Origin of the sequence: Vibrio bathopelagicus (assembly GCF_014879975.1) — a bacterium.
GTDB classification, from domain to species: domain Bacteria; phylum Pseudomonadota; class Gammaproteobacteria; order Enterobacterales; family Vibrionaceae; genus Vibrio; species Vibrio bathopelagicus.
Map to the genome: position 1 here is coordinate 2,615,852 of NZ_CP062500.1, position 15,380 is coordinate 2,631,231.

General features: G+C 44.6%; 10 protein-coding genes and 1 pseudogene. 1 reads left to right on the plus strand and 10 read right to left on the minus strand.

Translation table 11 applies throughout. From position 1 onward, the window contains the following. Nucleotides 1-106 precede the first annotated feature (106 nt). The 9 genes from purF to IHV80_RS11530 form a co-directional block, all read right to left on the minus strand. Nucleotides 107-1,621 (minus strand): amidophosphoribosyltransferase, encoded by a 1,515-nt coding sequence (purF, locus tag IHV80_RS11490; RefSeq protein ID WP_017106165.1) that lies wholly within the window; start codon nt 1,619-1,621, stop codon nt 107-109. Nucleotides 1,622-1,654: 33 nt separating this feature from the next. After that, the gene (locus IHV80_RS11495; protein ID WP_004734165.1) at nt 1,655-2,146 is read right to left on the minus strand and encodes a CvpA family protein; all 492 of its coding nucleotides are present in this window, start codon (nt 2,144-2,146) and stop codon (nt 1,655-1,657) included. Between the two features lie 61 nt (nt 2,147-2,207). Continuing rightward, entirely contained in the window at nt 2,208-2,774 is a 567-nt protein-coding gene (locus IHV80_RS11500) for an SPOR domain-containing protein (RefSeq protein WP_102438841.1), read from the minus strand. Further along, the gene (gene folC, locus IHV80_RS11505) at nt 2,775-4,037 is read right to left on the minus strand and encodes a bifunctional tetrahydrofolate synthase/dihydrofolate synthase (protein ID WP_192889130.1); all 1,263 of its coding nucleotides are present in this window, start codon (nt 4,035-4,037) and stop codon (nt 2,775-2,777) included. 42 nt (nt 4,038-4,079) lie between these two features. Next, on the minus strand, nt 4,080-5,006 hold the full coding sequence (gene accD / locus IHV80_RS11510; RefSeq protein WP_192889131.1) for an acetyl-CoA carboxylase, carboxyltransferase subunit beta: 927 nt from the start codon (nt 5,004-5,006) through the stop codon (nt 4,080-4,082). Nucleotides 5,007-5,182: 176 nt separating this feature from the next. Next, entirely contained in the window at nt 5,183-5,977 is a 795-nt protein-coding gene (gene truA, locus IHV80_RS11515) for a tRNA pseudouridine(38-40) synthase TruA (RefSeq protein ID WP_004734161.1), read from the minus strand. A gap of 146 nt (nt 5,978-6,123) precedes the next feature. Beyond that, nucleotides 6,124-11,235 (minus strand): FimV/HubP family polar landmark protein, encoded by a 5,112-nt coding sequence (locus IHV80_RS11520; RefSeq protein WP_192889132.1) that lies wholly within the window; start codon nt 11,233-11,235, stop codon nt 6,124-6,126. Between the two features lie 207 nt (nt 11,236-11,442). Next, a complete protein-coding gene (locus IHV80_RS11525) occupies nt 11,443-12,456 on the minus strand; it encodes an aspartate-semialdehyde dehydrogenase (protein WP_192889133.1) in 1,014 nt (337 codons plus the stop codon). Between the two features lie 12 nt (nt 12,457-12,468). Further along, complete coding sequence (locus tag IHV80_RS11530; RefSeq protein WP_192889134.1) at nt 12,469-13,602, minus strand: 4-phosphoerythronate dehydrogenase; 1,134 nt, start codon at nt 13,600-13,602, stop codon at nt 12,469-12,471. A 99-nt stretch (nt 13,603-13,701) separates the two neighbouring features. Between IHV80_RS11530 and IHV80_RS25420 the strand changes: the two are divergent. Beyond that, a pseudogene (locus IHV80_RS25420) lies at nt 13,702-13,957 on the plus strand (hypothetical protein). 134 nt (nt 13,958-14,091) lie between these two features. Here IHV80_RS25420 and fabB read toward each other — a convergent pair. Beyond that, nucleotides 14,092-15,303, minus strand: a complete 1,212-nt coding sequence (gene fabB, locus IHV80_RS11535; RefSeq protein WP_192889135.1) for a beta-ketoacyl-ACP synthase I — start codon at nt 15,301-15,303, stop codon at nt 14,092-14,094. Between the last annotated feature and the right edge of the window lie 77 nt (nt 15,304-15,380).

Sequence of the window (15,380 nt, forward strand, 5' to 3'; positions counted from 1 at the left end):
TTCCCCGCAAACAAAAAAACCAGAGCCGATGCTCTGGTTTTTATTACTCTTTCTCTATGAGTACGCTAACAATGATGATTTATCGCTAACTATAACTAGCGAAAAGCTAAGCACCTTCGTTATGTAACTCTAGGTTAGCGAGATCTTGTTGAATCTCACGCTCAACCTTTGAATCGTCATTACGTAAAGAGTCTAGGAAATCTAAGTAGGCTTGGTCGATATCGCCTGTTACATACTCGCCGTTGAATACTGACGTATCAAAACGAGAGATGTCTTGGTTACCCATACCTACAGCAGAGATTAAGTCTGGTAGCGTTTGGAAGATCAACGCGTCTGCGCCAATCTGTTTACAAATCGTTTCGTTGTCACGGCCATGAGCAATAAGCTCAGTCGCGCTTGGCATATCAATACCGTAAACGTTCGGGAAACGAACCTCAGGAGCAGCCGAAACCATGAAGACTTTGCTTGCACCAGAATCACGAGCCATCTCAATGATCTGCTCTGATGTCGTACCACGAACAATCGAGTCATCAACCAATAGAACGTTCTTACCTTTAAACTCAGAACGAATCGCGTTGAGTTTACGGCGAACTGACTTCTTACGCTGTTGCTGACCAGGCATGATAAACGTACGACCAACGTAGCGGTTTTTCACGAAACCTTGACGATATGGCTTATCAATCGCTTGAGCAATTCGTAGAGCGATATCATTTGATGTTTCAGGAATTGGAATAACCACGTCAATGTCTAAGTCTGCGTACTCTTCTTTAATACGCTTACCTAGCATCTCACCCATCTCAACGCGTGCGCTGTAAACCGAAATTTTATCGATGAATGAATCAGGACGAGCAAAATAAACAAACTCAAAAATACATGGGTTTAGTTGTGGGTTGTCTGCGCATTGTTTAGTGAAAAGCTCACCATCGAATGTTGCGTAGATAGCTTCACCAGGAGCAACATCGCGCATAAAATCAAAACCAACAGCGTCTAACGCTACTGACTCAGACGCAACCATGTACTCTGTTTTACCATTAATCTCACGCTTACCAAGACACAGTGGACGAATACCATGTGGGTCACGGAACGCGATCATACCGTGGCCGATGATCATCGCTGTCACTGCGTAAGCACCACGAATAGTACGGTGCACGTTTGCAACTGCGCGGAACACATCTTCTGAAGTCACATTACCTTTGACAGTATCGATTTCATGAGCCAATACGTTCAGTAGAACTTCAGAATCAGAGGTTGTGTTGACATGACGACGGTCTTTTTCGAACAACTTCTCACGAACTTCACTTGCATTCGTTAGGTTACCGTTGTGCGCCAACGTGATGCCAAAAGGAGAGTTTACGTAGAAAGGTTGCGCTTCAGAAGCACTCGAACTTCCCGCTGTAGGATAACGAACATGACCAATACCAACGTTGCCTTGGAGGCGTTGCATGTGTTTTGCTTCAAAAACATCTTTAACTAAACCGTTCGCCTTACGCAGACGGAAACGATTGCTTTCTATGGTACAAATACCAGCGGCATCTTGGCCACGATGCTGCAATACCGTTAAAGCGTCATAAATAGACTGGTTTACAGGTGTTGAACCCACGATTCCAACAATACCACACATGTCCTAATCCTCGATTTTCGACATTAACTGGCGCTAGAGCGCGCCAGATAAGAAACTAGATGTTGCTTGTAAATGCTCAAAGAACGGCGCAATGATTCGGCTAAACTCCGGAACCAACTGCGAATTCTCCCACCACTCAGAACTTGGGAATGCAGTAAACGCATCCATGAAAAACAACACTGCTGAGACAATCAGAACACCACGTAAACCGCCAAAAACGACACCGAGGATTCTGTCTGTACCCGACAGGCCTGTTTTCTGAACTAGTTGACCGATGACATAGTTAACTAAGGCACCAACAACTAACGTTGCAACAAACAATGCTGCTATCGCAGTTCCGTTACGAAACATCTCATCTTCGATATTGGTGAAGTACATTGCTAATTTAGCGTAGTACTGGCTAGCAATAAAAAATGCTCCAAACCAAATAACTAATGACAACGCTTCTTTAGCGAAACCACGAACTAAACTGATCACGGCAGAGAAGCCGATCACGCCTAAAATGACAAAATCTAACCAATTCATGAATTCTTCATCTTAAGTTGGCGCGCATTTTAACAGAAAAAATGCTGACGCAAACGTTTTCTTATGGATTTAACGGTTTAAATTTGAGCAATTGGCCTTTTGAACCCGTAATTTTTTCTAATTCCTTAATTTGTCGCTCAAGTTTGGATTTAGAGACATCGGGACCAATAATTACTCGCGTAAAAGTTTTTTCTTGCTTCGTGTGGGCTTGGTAACCGCGCTTTTGTAAATCCTTAACCATGCTTTTTGCATTGTCAGCATTCTTCAAAGCCATCAATTGAATGAGCCAAGCACTATCTTGGTATTCATTTTTTTCCGGTACCGGTTTAACCACCACGGCCACTTTGTCTGCTTCTTTATTATTTGAAGCCGACGCGGTTTGGGTTTCTGAATTACCACTTTCAATCACTTGCTCAACCGGAGAGTCCGGTAATGCAATCTGATCTTCAACGGGGTCGAGTACTTCAAAAACCTCAACATTACTATCAAGCTCAGGCTTAATCGGAATGCTTGCAAACTCCTCTTTATAATGGAGCTTCTTACCATCAAGTACGTCTGGCAATACGATAACGCCAATCGCTACTAAAATGATGGTGCCGACTAATCGGCTTTGGAATTTACTTGCCATTTAGTTTCCTTTTTTCTGCCAATGCTCCAAGACCTCTCCAACAGTATGGAAAGAACCGACCACCAACACAACATCATCACCTTTAACTGCAGATAAAGCCGCTTCAAACGCTGCTACAGGGTTTGAATGCTGCTCTACGCCTTGTGGGAGGCTTTGACATAATTCAGCTGCTGTTGCTGCACGTGGCCCTTGCAGTGAAGCTGGGTACCAATGTGTTGCAACTGGTGCTAATACTTCCAATGTCGCGGGAATATCTTTGTCATGAAGCATGGCGACTACAACGTGTAAATTTTTTCCTGCATACTTTTGAGTCACTTGTTGTGCAAAATACTCAGCAGAATGTGGGTTATGAGCCACATCTAACACAATCACGGGCTGGTCGCTAATTTGTTGCATGCGTCCAGGAAGCTGCGCGTTGTTCAAACCGTTAACGACATTGACATCACTGATACTAAGTTCTGAAGTCCCTAGCGCCATTAATGCGGTTGCCGCATTCGGTAGCGGCAAGCTAGGAATAGGCAATGCGTCCAGTCGAAATGCACCGCTATTCCAATTCCAGCTATCGCCATTTACTTCGTAGGTATATTGAATACCGACTTGGTAGAACTCAGCCTTAATGTCATCAGCATGTGCCGCAACCGTCGCAGGTGGCTTAGGTTGTCCGCAAATAGCAGGCTTACCACTACGATAGATACCCGCTTTCTCAAAGCCAATCACATTAATGTCGTCACCCAGCCAATCAACGTGGTCGACAGCCAAGCTAGTGATTACAGACACATCATGATCAACAATGTTCGTCGCGTCTAAACGCCCACCGAGTCCCACTTCTAATAGAACAACATCTACAGCTTCGGTTTGAAACGCACGTAACGCCGCTAACGTGCCGTATTCGAAGAAACTCAGGCTGATTTCACCACGCTCTTTCTCAATAAAATCGAAAGATTGAACCATCTTTTCATCAGACAGGTCTTGGCCGTTAATACGAACACGTTCGTTATAGCGAATTAAGTGAGGAGAACTGTAGACACCAACGGAGTAACCAGCATCCAATAGAATAGCTTCCATTAGGGCACATGTTGAGCCTTTGCCATTGGTTCCGGCAACGGTAATCACGTGTTTAGCAGGTTTGGTGAGGTTTGCCTTAGAGGCGACGGCCTGAACTCGGTCTAACCCAAGGTCAATAGCGCTTGTGTGGATGTTTGATAAATAATCAAGCCACATCTCTAATGAGGATGTGGCTTGAGGAATAGGTTGTTGACTCATCTAACTCATAACCATAATTAAGTAGGTTTGTTAGAAGGTACTTTACCCTTTTTCTGGCGCTTCTGGTACTTCATAAGTAGCTTCATTCGGTGAATCGTTCACAGAAACTACTAATGGCGAAGGCTGGTTGGTCATTTTAGCAACAAGGCTTGCAACGCGCTGACGCATCTCACGACGGTCAACGATCATGTCGATAGCACCGTGGTCAAGTAGGAACTCACTACGCTGGAAACCTTCAGGAAGGTCTTCACGTACAGTTTGTTCGATTACACGACGTCCAGCGAAACCGATCAGTGCTTTTGGCTCACCAATGTTGATATCACCAAGCATTGCCAAACTTGCAGAAACACCACCCATTGTTGGATCAGTCATGACTGAAACAAACGGTAGACCTTTCGCAGATAAACGTTCTAGCGCAGCACTGGTTTTCGCCATTTGCATTAGAGACATAAGCGCCTCTTGCATACGTGCACCACCACTTGCAGAGAAACAAACTAAGCCGCAGTTGTTTTCAATAGCAGCGTCTACTGCTTTCACAAAACGAGCACCAACAACAGAACCCATTGAGCCGCCCATGAATGAGAATTCAAAAGCACACGCTACGATAGGTAAACCAAGCAGTTCACCTTTCATTGCAACTAATGCATCTGTTTCACCACTGTTCTTCTGAGCAGTAGAGATACGGTCTTTGTAACGCTTAGAGTCTTTAAACTTCAGTTTGTCTTGTGGCTCAAGATCAGCACCTAGTTCGACACGCTCACCTTTGTCTAGGAAGGTATCCAGACGACGACGAGCTTTCATGCGCATGTGATGGTCACATTTTGGACATACTTCTAGGTTACGCTCAAGTTCAGCATGGTAGAGAACCTGCTCACAAGAAGTACATTTAGTCCAAACACCCTCAGGGATAGACGCTTTACGAGATGTAACGATGTTGCTTTTTTCTAAAATCTTTTCAAGCCAACTCATGGAAGACCTTTTTGTTTCGATTCCTCCGCTTGATTGCGAAAGAAATAAATTTGGGAATTATGCGTGGGAATTAAAGCACATAAAACAGCGACTGTAGATAAAAAACTGGTTGTACCTATTTTATCTCGCTATTTTACGCACTAAACCGTAATAATTTTTGAACCTAAGTCTCACATTTAGTTCAAATTATCCGGTAAAAATAGAGGGCCAATTGGCTCTCGTGGTAGCTCGAAATGTTCAGGATAATCAACATCAACCAGATACAAACCTTCCGCTTTTGCGGTTGCGCCTGCTACTTTTCGATCTTTAGCCTCTAAAAGCCACTGGATCCACTCCGGTTTCTGCTCACCTTTACCTACCGCAATTAAGCTGCCAGTAATATTCCTTACCATATGGTGAACAAACGCATTCGCTTTAATATCGATCACTATGTAGTGTCCGTGACGAGTCACATTTAAGTGAATCATATTTCGCCATGGGCTACGAGATTGACAATGTGTCGCTCTGAATGAAGTGAAGTCGTTCTCGCCTAACAAGTACTGACCCGCTTCATGCATTTTTTTCTCATCAAGGTGACCGTGGTAATGGCTCACTCCTGAATTAAGAATACCTGGGCGCAGTGCATGGTTAAAAATAATGTAGCGGTAACGACGAGCGGTAGCAGAAAAGCGAGCATGAAAATCTTCATTCACTTCTGTCGCCCAACGAACTGCAATATCTTTCGGCATGTTGGCATTAGCGCCCATTGTCCACGCCACCATCTTACGATCGACATTAGTTTCAAAGTGAACGACTTGTCCCGTACCGTGAACACCGGCATCCGTTCGGCCTGCGCACATAACTTCTACAGGGTGATTCGCGACAACAGAAAGAGCCTTTTCCAATTCTTCTTGGACACTTTTCACGTCTCGTTGGCGCTGCCAACCAAAGTAGTGGGTACCGTTATATTCAATACCTAAAGCAATTTTCATGTTCTTGTTCTCTTTGAAAATGGGCGAGAAGTATATACGGAAATCAGTGCTACCCCAAATCGGATGGGGTTAAATCTGCAATATTAAAAGAAAGGTCTGCGATAAAATAAAGGGTAGCCAATGCTACCCTTTACGTATCGTTTAATTTATCGGCCGTTAATCGTATCGATAAGATTCTTAGCCTCGCGGCGAATATCATCACTGCCGTCGACTATCGCTTCCTCTAAGAGCTTGATCGCTCCTTGTGAGTCGCTCATCTCGATATAGATTTTAGCCAAATCAAGCTTACCAGCAGCCTCTGCATTGCTGTCGACATCATAATTACCAATGTCACCGATTACATCTGGGAACTCGTTAAGGCCAACATCCAGTTTTAACTCTTCGTCATCTGGATTAATCGCGTCTTCACCTTCTTGTTCCACTTGAGCCATCAGTTCATCAATCGTCATGTACTGCTTATCACGACTGTTTCCTGATTCGGTTAAGTTGTCTTGTTGTGCCCAATTCTCTTCTTTGATTTTAGGTTCAACTTGTTGCTCGGCTGACGCCCAAATCTCTTGTTGATCATCAGGCACATCATTGTGCATGCTCGATTGTTGCTCTGGGGCTAAGTTAAAACCTTTCCAATCTTCACCACCGACTTCAAGCATCGCATCAATATCTAGCCCAGCGCTATCAATCGATGTGGCATCCAATGGTTTGTCGAACATGTTGTCGACAGAGTCTTGAACATCTTCTGAAAGTAACTCAGCCAGCGCTGTTTCATCGAAATCATCAAACCCTTCTAGAGGTTCGTCTTGCATCGTTGTTGGCACTGAGTTCGATTCAGCAGGCCCTGAATTTAATTCTGGAGCCGAACTCGGCAACTCATCGGGTTGTCCGAAAGTCGCCAGTTCAGGCTCTTCTGTATCTGCGAAAACGTCTGCATCTGAGAAACCGTTTGTATCCGATAAATCATCAGCATGACTGAAACTTTGCGGGTTTGAGAACAAGTCATGTAGCGCGTCTTGCTCTTCGCCTTGTGGGCTGAAAGACGTTAATGGTGTTGGCTTTTCAGCAAACGCATCAGAGATGGCTTCATCTTCACCGTATTCCGGCAGATCAAGCACATCCAGTTCTACGCCTTGGTCTTCCGCTACCGGCTCTGCACTGCTTTGTTCAATATCATCTAAAACAGAGTCCGCTTTAGCGCTCTCTTCATCGTATTCTGGTAGGTCAAGATCATCGAACTCAAACTTCTCTGTACCATCAGATAGATCTTGCTCTAACTGAGCTTCATCAGGTTCGCTAACCACTTCCGCTAACGCATCGTCTTCGCCAAACTCTGGAAGCTCGAAGTCATCGAAAGAGAATTCTTCAGATTCAACTGTCGGCTCGTCAGCTTTGATATCCTGAGTAACAGCGCTTGCTTCAGGAGCTAACGCGCTGACTTCAGGCTCAAGGCTATCTGGAGAGTCTACAGACGTTGTCACAGGCTCTAACGCAGCTTGTGTATCAGCCTCAGCTAATGCATCTTCTTCGTTAAACTCAGGCAGCTCAAAGTCATCAAAAGAGAATTCGCCTTCTTGCCCTACCTCTTCAACTTGTTCCGCCACTTCAGCTTGTGGTGCAGCTTCAACTTGCGGTTCATGGTCTAACTGAGGTTCAGCGTCTAAAAGAGACTCAACAGCAGGGGCTACTGGCTCTGGTGTTACTTCGGCATCAACTTCTGCCAAGGCGTCTTCTTCGTTAAACTCAGGAAGCTCAAAGTCATCAAAAGAGAATCCTTCTTCGCCTTCTTGCTCTACCGTTTCAATTTGTTCCGCCACTTCAGATTGTGGTGCAGTTTCAACTTGCGGTTCATGGTCTAACTGAGGTTCAGCATCTAACAGAGACTCAACAGTAGGAACCACAGGCTCTTCCGTTACTTCATCAGCTTGTGCCAATGTTTCTTGTTGAACCGTGTCATCTTCAATCAGCCAATCATCGTCTTCTGGTACACCGAACTCATTTGGAATGATTTCAGGCATATGCGCTGCACGAACTGGCTCTGGCTCTGGCTCTGGCTCTGGCTCTGGCTCTGGCTCTGGCTCTGGCTCTGGCTCTGGCTCTGGCTCTGGCTCTGGCTCTGGCTCTGGCTCTGGCTCTGGCAAGGATTCAACAACATCGTCGAGTTGATCGCTACCTTGAATTTTAGGTTCGAAGTCAAAATCAGAGTCAATGTTCGCTGGAGACTCTACATCGTCGATAGCTTCAGCTAACCAATCTTCAACCGTCTCTTCATCTTCTTCGGAAATATCATTTAAAGACGGTGGCGAAACTTCATTTTGTACGCTTGAAGCGGGCTCTAGAGCTTCATCCGATGGCATTTCAACGTCAGACATTGAGTTTTCAGATAGCAGTGAATCTATATCCAACTCATCGCTTTCATCAGGTGACATTACTTCAGCCGATGGAATTGCTTCATCTGCAGAGGCTTGGGTCGATTCTGAAGAAGAATCGAATTCATCTTCTAAAACAAGATCTTCAGAACTTGAAGCTGGTTCTTCAACCGATGCTAATGCGTCGCTATCAGAAGACATCAACTCATCAATCAACGCTTCATCTGTTGTTTCTAGTGAATCGTCAAGCAGCGCATCCGTTGCAGGTGCAACACCAAATAGATCATCGATAAAATCATCGCGATTAAAGTCTTCATCTTTTTCTGGTTTAACATCAGCACTGTCTTGCGTCAGTTCCGACTCTAACGATTCTTCGTTAGCTTGTTCAAGTTGTGATGTTTCACTGATGTCCGTTACTTGCTCAGGCTCGACTTCTAATGGTTCAGACGTTAACTGAGTAAGCTCAGCGTCTGAATCAAGGTCATCGTTGGCTTTACCAAAATCTAAGGCAGCATCTAACTCTTTATCAAACGCCTGTTCTTCTGATTCAAGCTCGTCTTCAATACCGCTTGTCAGTAAGTCATCAAACGGGTCCAAAGATTCCGCTTTCGGTGCGTCGGCTTCATCCGTTGAAAGCGAATTATCTGACAATTCACTATCAAGGAAGTCATCAAGTAAATCGGTATTTTCAGCATCGAGCTCAAAGTCATCATCCGAATCACTGATCAATTCATCCAGAGTTTCCGTGCTGTCTTCACTGATATTCAACTCATCATCAGTCGACAAACCTGAAAGCTCTTCCAGCTCAGATAGAGCATCGAAACCAAGCGGCTCATCTTCAGACTCTTTGTCTGATTCACTGTCCAGCATCTCGTCGAGCAGGTCGGTAAAGTTGCTTAAATCAACGTCGTCCCCTTCAAGTTGCTCATCAAGCAAATCCAGATTAGGGATATCAAGTGACGGTTGTTCTGTTGCTGGTGCACTCTGGGGTTGATCAGATAGCGCGGATTCATCTTCGTTTTCTAGTGGCTGATCAAACTGAGCCAAAATATTTTCGATGTCATCATCAGACGCTAAGCCGCTATTTAGGCTTGAGCTAATCTCATCATCGTTATCAAGGCTAAATGGGTCATTACCTTGTTCATTTTGCGCCGCAACTTGAGCAAAGATATCGTCAATATCATCATTGGCTGTCGGTGCTGCTGGCTCAGGATTTTGTTGTTCAGAGATTAAGGCATCGATATCAAAATCATCGGTGCTTAAATCGGTTGAAGCTGAACTACCCTGCTGCTCTGAGATAAGAGCATCAATGTCGAAGTCATCGGTCGCTGACGTGCCAATAGCTGGAGTCGCATCGTTTTGTTCTTCAGATATCAAGGCATCGATATCAAAGCTGTCATCGTCTTCGTCATCAAGCGCGAACAAATCATCCAATAACGATTGATCTAATTCGTTCGAACCTAGATCTTCCGTTGCTGATTCTTGAGCGAGTAGAGCTTCGATATCATCGGCAGACATTGGATTATCATCAGAAAGGTCGAAATCCCCTTCATCGGAATCCAGCGCGCTTTCAACCGTTTCGTCTAATGCACGCTCCATCTCTTCAAGGCCAAGAGCTTTCTCTTCGCCATTAACACTGATGCCATTGCTGCTGTCTAAATCAAGATCATCAAAATTCGTGTCTAAGTCGCCGTTTTCTCCGATGCTCGCAAATGGGTCATCGTCTTCACCATCTAGGTTGAAGTCTAAATCAGCGTCATCTAAGCCAGCAAAGATATCGTCTTCTTGGGCAAGCGCTTCATCGTCAAACAACTTGTTAGCATCATCCTCGGTACCAAACAATTCATCATCGAGAGACAGTTCGTTATCAAGGTCGTCCATTTCATCACCTAAGGTGATTGGCGCGACACTGCTTGGTTGCGGCTGAATAGGTTGTTCTTGAGTCGTTTGTTGCTGCTCATCGTTTTTAGAACGACGACCTAACAGCATTACAATGATCAGACCAAGCAACAAACCAGGAATAATCGCAAGTGCGGCAACGAGCCAACCATTAGATAACAGCTGATCCATGGCACTTGGCGCCATTTTTTCGATTTCAGCGTTCTTTCTTTTCTCTTCCGCGAGTAACTTCTCAACTTCGCTACGTATGCGGTCTTCATCACTGAGTTCGGTCTTTAGTCCATCTACTTCAGACTGAACATTCGATAGCATCAAACGAAGTTGGTGGTTTTTTTCTTCCAGAGATAACAGCTCAGTTTCAGAAAGCTCTAACTGTTTCTCAAGGTGGTTCATTTCCTTGGCACCCGTTAGCGGCTTGTTACTAACGATCTCTTTATTATCAATTATCGATTTATCGACAACCTTAGGTTCGCTAACCTTGGCTGTGGATTGTGTATTTTTAGGCGTTACGTCCGTTCGACTTGGTGCTTGGGTGTTTTTTGGTTTGGCGGCAACCGTTTTTGTTGTTGGCTTATCAAGCTTCGCGAGATGCGAGTTCATAATATTGATGGCTTGCTGCGTTGAACTTGCGCGAGTTTGTTCTAAAGAAGGCACACGTAAGTTGCTGGCAGGCAGCAGGCTATGGATATTCTGGTTTTCAAACGCTTGTGGATTTAAGCGATAAATTGCCAACAGGGTTTGCTGGACTGAAACGGAACTATCCGGGCGTAACTTTGAAGCAATAGACCATAGCGTTTCTGAGCCACGAGTTGGACCATAGAAACGAGAAGGCTCAGCGCTATTCGATTGCGCTCTTTGAAGAGGTTCTGAAAACGTAGGCGCTGATTGTATCTGACCATTAGGCCCTACAACTCGAATGGAATCTGCACGAACAACGGAAATCTGAGTCGCAATGATAAAGGCAAAAGGCATTAACCACGGCTTGAAAATTTGAAACATAAAAGGCTCAGCTAGGTGCTTAAATTCGGAAAAGTGATGATCTATTAAATATATCGGATAAATGACGTAAAACTATAGAGATGAAAACAAAAAATGTGTTGCAGCAACAATATTCGCAGCAATTTCACACAATTTGACTAACAATATTTTCAATCGATTAAAAAAGCCCCACTAAAGAGTGAGGCTTGATAATCAAAGCAATGAAGCTTAGAAGTAATCGCGAATCAAAACTTCAGCGATTTGAACTGCGTTGGTTGCTGCGCCTTTGCGTACGTTATCAGCTACTACCCACATGTTGACACCGCTGTGATGGCTGATGTCGTTACGAATACGACCAACCATTACGTGGTCTTTACCACCAGCATCACGAACCTGAGTTGGGAAGTCTAAAGCTTGGAAAACTTCAACGCCTTCCGTGTTCTCTAGAAGCTGAATAACTTGCTCTGCAGCGATTGGCGCGCGAGTTTCAACGTGTAGAGATTCAGCATGACCGTAGAACACAGGAACACGAACACAAGTCGGGTTCACCGTGATTGAAGAGTCAGCAAAGATCTTTTGAGTTTCCCAAACCATCTTCATTTCTTCACGTGTGTAACCGTTCTCTGTAAATTCATCGATTTGAGGAATACAGTTGAACGCGATCTGTTGTGAGAATGCTGACTTGTCAGCTGGCATGCCGTTAAGAAGCTTAGCCGTTTGACCTGCTAGCTCATCGATACCCGGCTTACCTGCACCAGACACAGATTGGTAAGTTGAAACGTTAATACGCTCAAGACCCACTTCATCGTGAATTGGCTTAAGTGCTACTACCATCTGGATAGTAGAACAGTTAGGGTTTGCGATGATGTTGCGGTTACGGAACTCAGCAATTGCTTCTGGGTTCACTTCTGGCACAACCAGAGGAACATCGTATTCATAACGGAAACGTGATGTGTTATCGATAACAACCACACCTTCGTCAGCCGCGATTGGAGCCCAACGTTCTGAAAGCTCGCTACCTGCAGAGAAAAACGCAATATGTACTTGAGACCAATCGAAGTCTTCTACGTTTTGTACTTGTATTGTTTTGCCGTTAAAACGGGAAGTTTTGCCTTCACTACGTTCACTTGCTAGTAAGTGCATTTCACCGACAGGGAATTTACGCTCTTTAAGTACTTCAAGAATGGTTTCACCAACCGCACCAGTCGCACCTAAAATAGCAATATTAAATTCTTGGCTCATTGTTTCTCTCTTTTATAAAGTTGGCTTTACCATAAAACCGAGTTTAGATAACGGCGTTAAATTACAAGATTCATCGCCCGTTAACTCGACTGCACTGTACTCTCTGCGGTCCCAATATTCTTTACGCATCTTGTCAAAAGAACCCGGCGTAGAGATATTGCGACGGAATAAGGCGTCGTCTTTGCGCACATCATAGATCAACTGAGTCAAATTGTGCAGTGTTGCTTCATCCCAAGCTCTATCTAATTTCATTTGAGGCACAGGTGCCGTCGGCAGAAGATCGCTTGCATAAGCACGTTGTTCAGTACCTAAGAACTCACAGTAGCTGTTGAAGATCATCGTAGTTCCGCGCGCTTTGCCCTCTAAACCGTAGCCCGCTACGTGAGGCGTTGCGAAAGCAAGCAGAGGAAGCAATTCCATGTCAACTTCAGGTTCAAACTCAAACACATCCAGAACCGCAGTAAAACCATCAGCTTTTTGCAAACGAGCTTTTAGCGCTTGGTTATCGACTACAGGACCACGAGCGGCATTAATCAGGATTTGTTCAGCACGAAAGTTGTTCAGCACTTTTTCGTTAATCATGTGGTGCGTTGGAAATTCACCCGTCTTGGTGATAGGCGTATGCAAAGTAATTACGTCAGATTGTTCTAACAACGTTTCAAGGTCGGTGAACTCACGAGTATCACCCTCTTGTTGTTTTAGAGGATCGTTCAGCAGTACTTTAATACCAATACCTTCAAGGCACTTTGCTAAGTAACTACCCACTTGACCAGCACCAACAATACCTACTGTTTTATCAAAAACAGAAAAGCCTTGTTGCTGAGCCAGCACCATCATCGCACTGAACGCATACTCAGCCACACCCACCTTGTTACAGCCAGGCGCTGCGGTGAAGAAAATACCACGCTCTTTCATCAATTCTTGGTCAACGTGATCCATACCAGCCGTTGCGGTTCCAACAAACTTAAGCTTGTTCGCTTTGCTGATCAGCGCTTCATTGACCTTAGTCACCGAGCGAATCATCAGAGCATCTACGTCAACAAGATCGTCAGCGGTTAGCGTTCGACCGGACTTCATTGTCACTTCACCTAGCTGGCTAAAAAGCGCTTCAGCATAAGGCATATTTTCATCGATTAAGATTTTCATTGGGAAGGTACTTTCGTTGGGGTCTATCGACCTTAAATGTGAATTGAAATGATTGTGCAAAATTCCACACACGGTGTCGAGTAGCAATTGGAATACATTATGAATAAAGGGCTGAATCACCTAACCTGCACAAACAAGAACAGAGCTAATCGTCGATACCCAAAATCAAAAGGCTAAAACGAAAAATGCCCGATTGAATAAACAATCGGGCAAACATCCAGAACAAAAGGATCCTATCTCGCTCTCCAGGAGACAGAGTCTTGCGTCTGTTCAACCAGTACTAACCAAAGTCACTACTGATCAAGCTCTGGAAACCTTTCAACTTCTAAACCTAGATCTAAAAAACAATGTTTAAAAACACGCTTAAAAACCTATGTTTAAAAAAGCTATGTTCTGATGGTCATGATTACTGGGTGACCTGTGCGTGTTGAATCTGCACTCACATCACCCATTAATGATTAACCTTTATTAATTTAACCTTGGCTTCAATTAGCCTTGGTATTTTTTGATTACTAGCGTTGCGTTCGTACCACCGAAACCAAAGCTGTTAGACATAACTGTCGTTAGCTCTTGTTCACGAGCTTCAGTTACGATGTCTAGGCCTGCGCCTGCTTCGTCTAGGTTTGCAACGTTAATGCTTGGTGCGATAAAGCCATTATCAAGCATTAGTGTTGAGTAAATTGCTTCGTGTACACCAGCTGCACCTAGAGCGTGACCTGTCATCGCTTTAGTTGCTGAGATTGCTGGGCTGTTGCCGCCAAAGACTTCTTGGATTGCGCCAAGTTCTTTAACGTCACCAACAGGAGTTGAAGTACCGTGAGTGTTCACGTAGTCAACGCCATCAACGTTTTGCATTGCCATCTTCATACAACGAACCGCGCCTTCACCAGAAGGAGCAACCATGTCGTAGCCATCTGAAGTTGCGCCGTAACCTACGATCTCACCGTAAATTTTTGCGCCACGAGCAACTGCGTGCTCAAGTTCTTCGATAACTAACATGCCGCCGCCACCAGAGATAACGAAACCATCACGGTCCGCATCGTAGGTACGAGAAGCAAGTTCTGGAGTGTCGTTGTACTTAGTAGAAAGTGCGCCCATTGCGTCGAACATCATAGTCAGAGACCAATCCAGTTCTTCACCGCCACCAGCGAATACAACGTCTTGTTTACCCAGTTGGATAAGCTCCATTGCGTGACCAATACAGTGTGCAGATGTCGCACATGCAGAACTCATAGAGTAGTTCACGCCACGGATTTTGAATGGTGTAGCAAGACAAGCAGAAACCGTAGAAGCCATTGTACGTGGAACCATGTATGGGCCAACGCGCTTAACGCCTTTTTCACGGATAATGTCTACAGCGTTAACTTGGTTTAGAGATGAAGCACCACCTGAACCCGCAACGATACCTGTGCGGTCATTAGATACTTGATCTTCTGTTAAACCAGAGTCAGTAATTGCTTGCTCCATTGAAAGATATGCGAATGCCGCTGCATCACCCATAAAGCGCATTTTTTTGCGATCGATATGGTCAGCAGGGTTCATTTTCAGGTTACCCCAAACTTGAGAGCGCAAGCCATTTTCCTTGAACTGCTCTGAAGCGGTAATACCTGATTTACCCTCTTTCAGTGATGCTAAAACTTCTTCGACGTTGTTACCGATACTTGAAACAATACCCATACCGGTGATTACGACTCGTTTCATGTGACATTCCTATAATTCTAAATTCAGCTAGATGATAACTAAGAAGCCTAACAAAAGTGGTCAGCTTTCCTAGAAAT

Coding starts and splice junctions, on each gene's coding strand:
- IHV80_RS11520 (WP_192889132.1), bottom strand. CDS start 11,235: ATGTTTCAAATTTTCAAGCCGTGGTTAATGCCTTTTGCCTTTATCATT.
- truA (WP_004734161.1), bottom strand. CDS start 5,977: ATGAAAATTGCTTTAGGTATTGAATATAACGGTACCCACTACTTTGGT.
- IHV80_RS11500 (WP_102438841.1), bottom strand. CDS start 2,774: ATGGCAAGTAAATTCCAAAGCCGATTAGTCGGCACCATCATTTTAGTA.
- IHV80_RS11525 (WP_192889133.1), bottom strand. CDS start 12,456: ATGAGCCAAGAATTTAATATTGCTATTTTAGGTGCGACTGGTGCGGTT.
- IHV80_RS11530 (WP_192889134.1), bottom strand. CDS start 13,602: ATGAAAATCTTAATCGATGAAAATATGCCTTATGCTGAAGCGCTTTTT.
- IHV80_RS11495 (WP_004734165.1), bottom strand. CDS start 2,146: ATGAATTGGTTAGATTTTGTCATTTTAGGCGTGATCGGCTTCTCTGCC.
- folC (WP_192889130.1), bottom strand. CDS start 4,037: ATGAGTCAACAACCTATTCCTCAAGCCACATCCTCATTAGAGATGTGG.
- purF (WP_017106165.1), bottom strand. CDS start 1,621: ATGTGTGGTATTGTTGGAATCGTGGGTTCAACACCTGTAAACCAGTCT.
- accD (WP_192889131.1), bottom strand. CDS start 5,006: ATGAGTTGGCTTGAAAAGATTTTAGAAAAAAGCAACATCGTTACATCT.
- fabB (WP_192889135.1), bottom strand. CDS start 15,303: ATGAAACGAGTCGTAATCACCGGTATGGGTATTGTTTCAAGTATCGGT.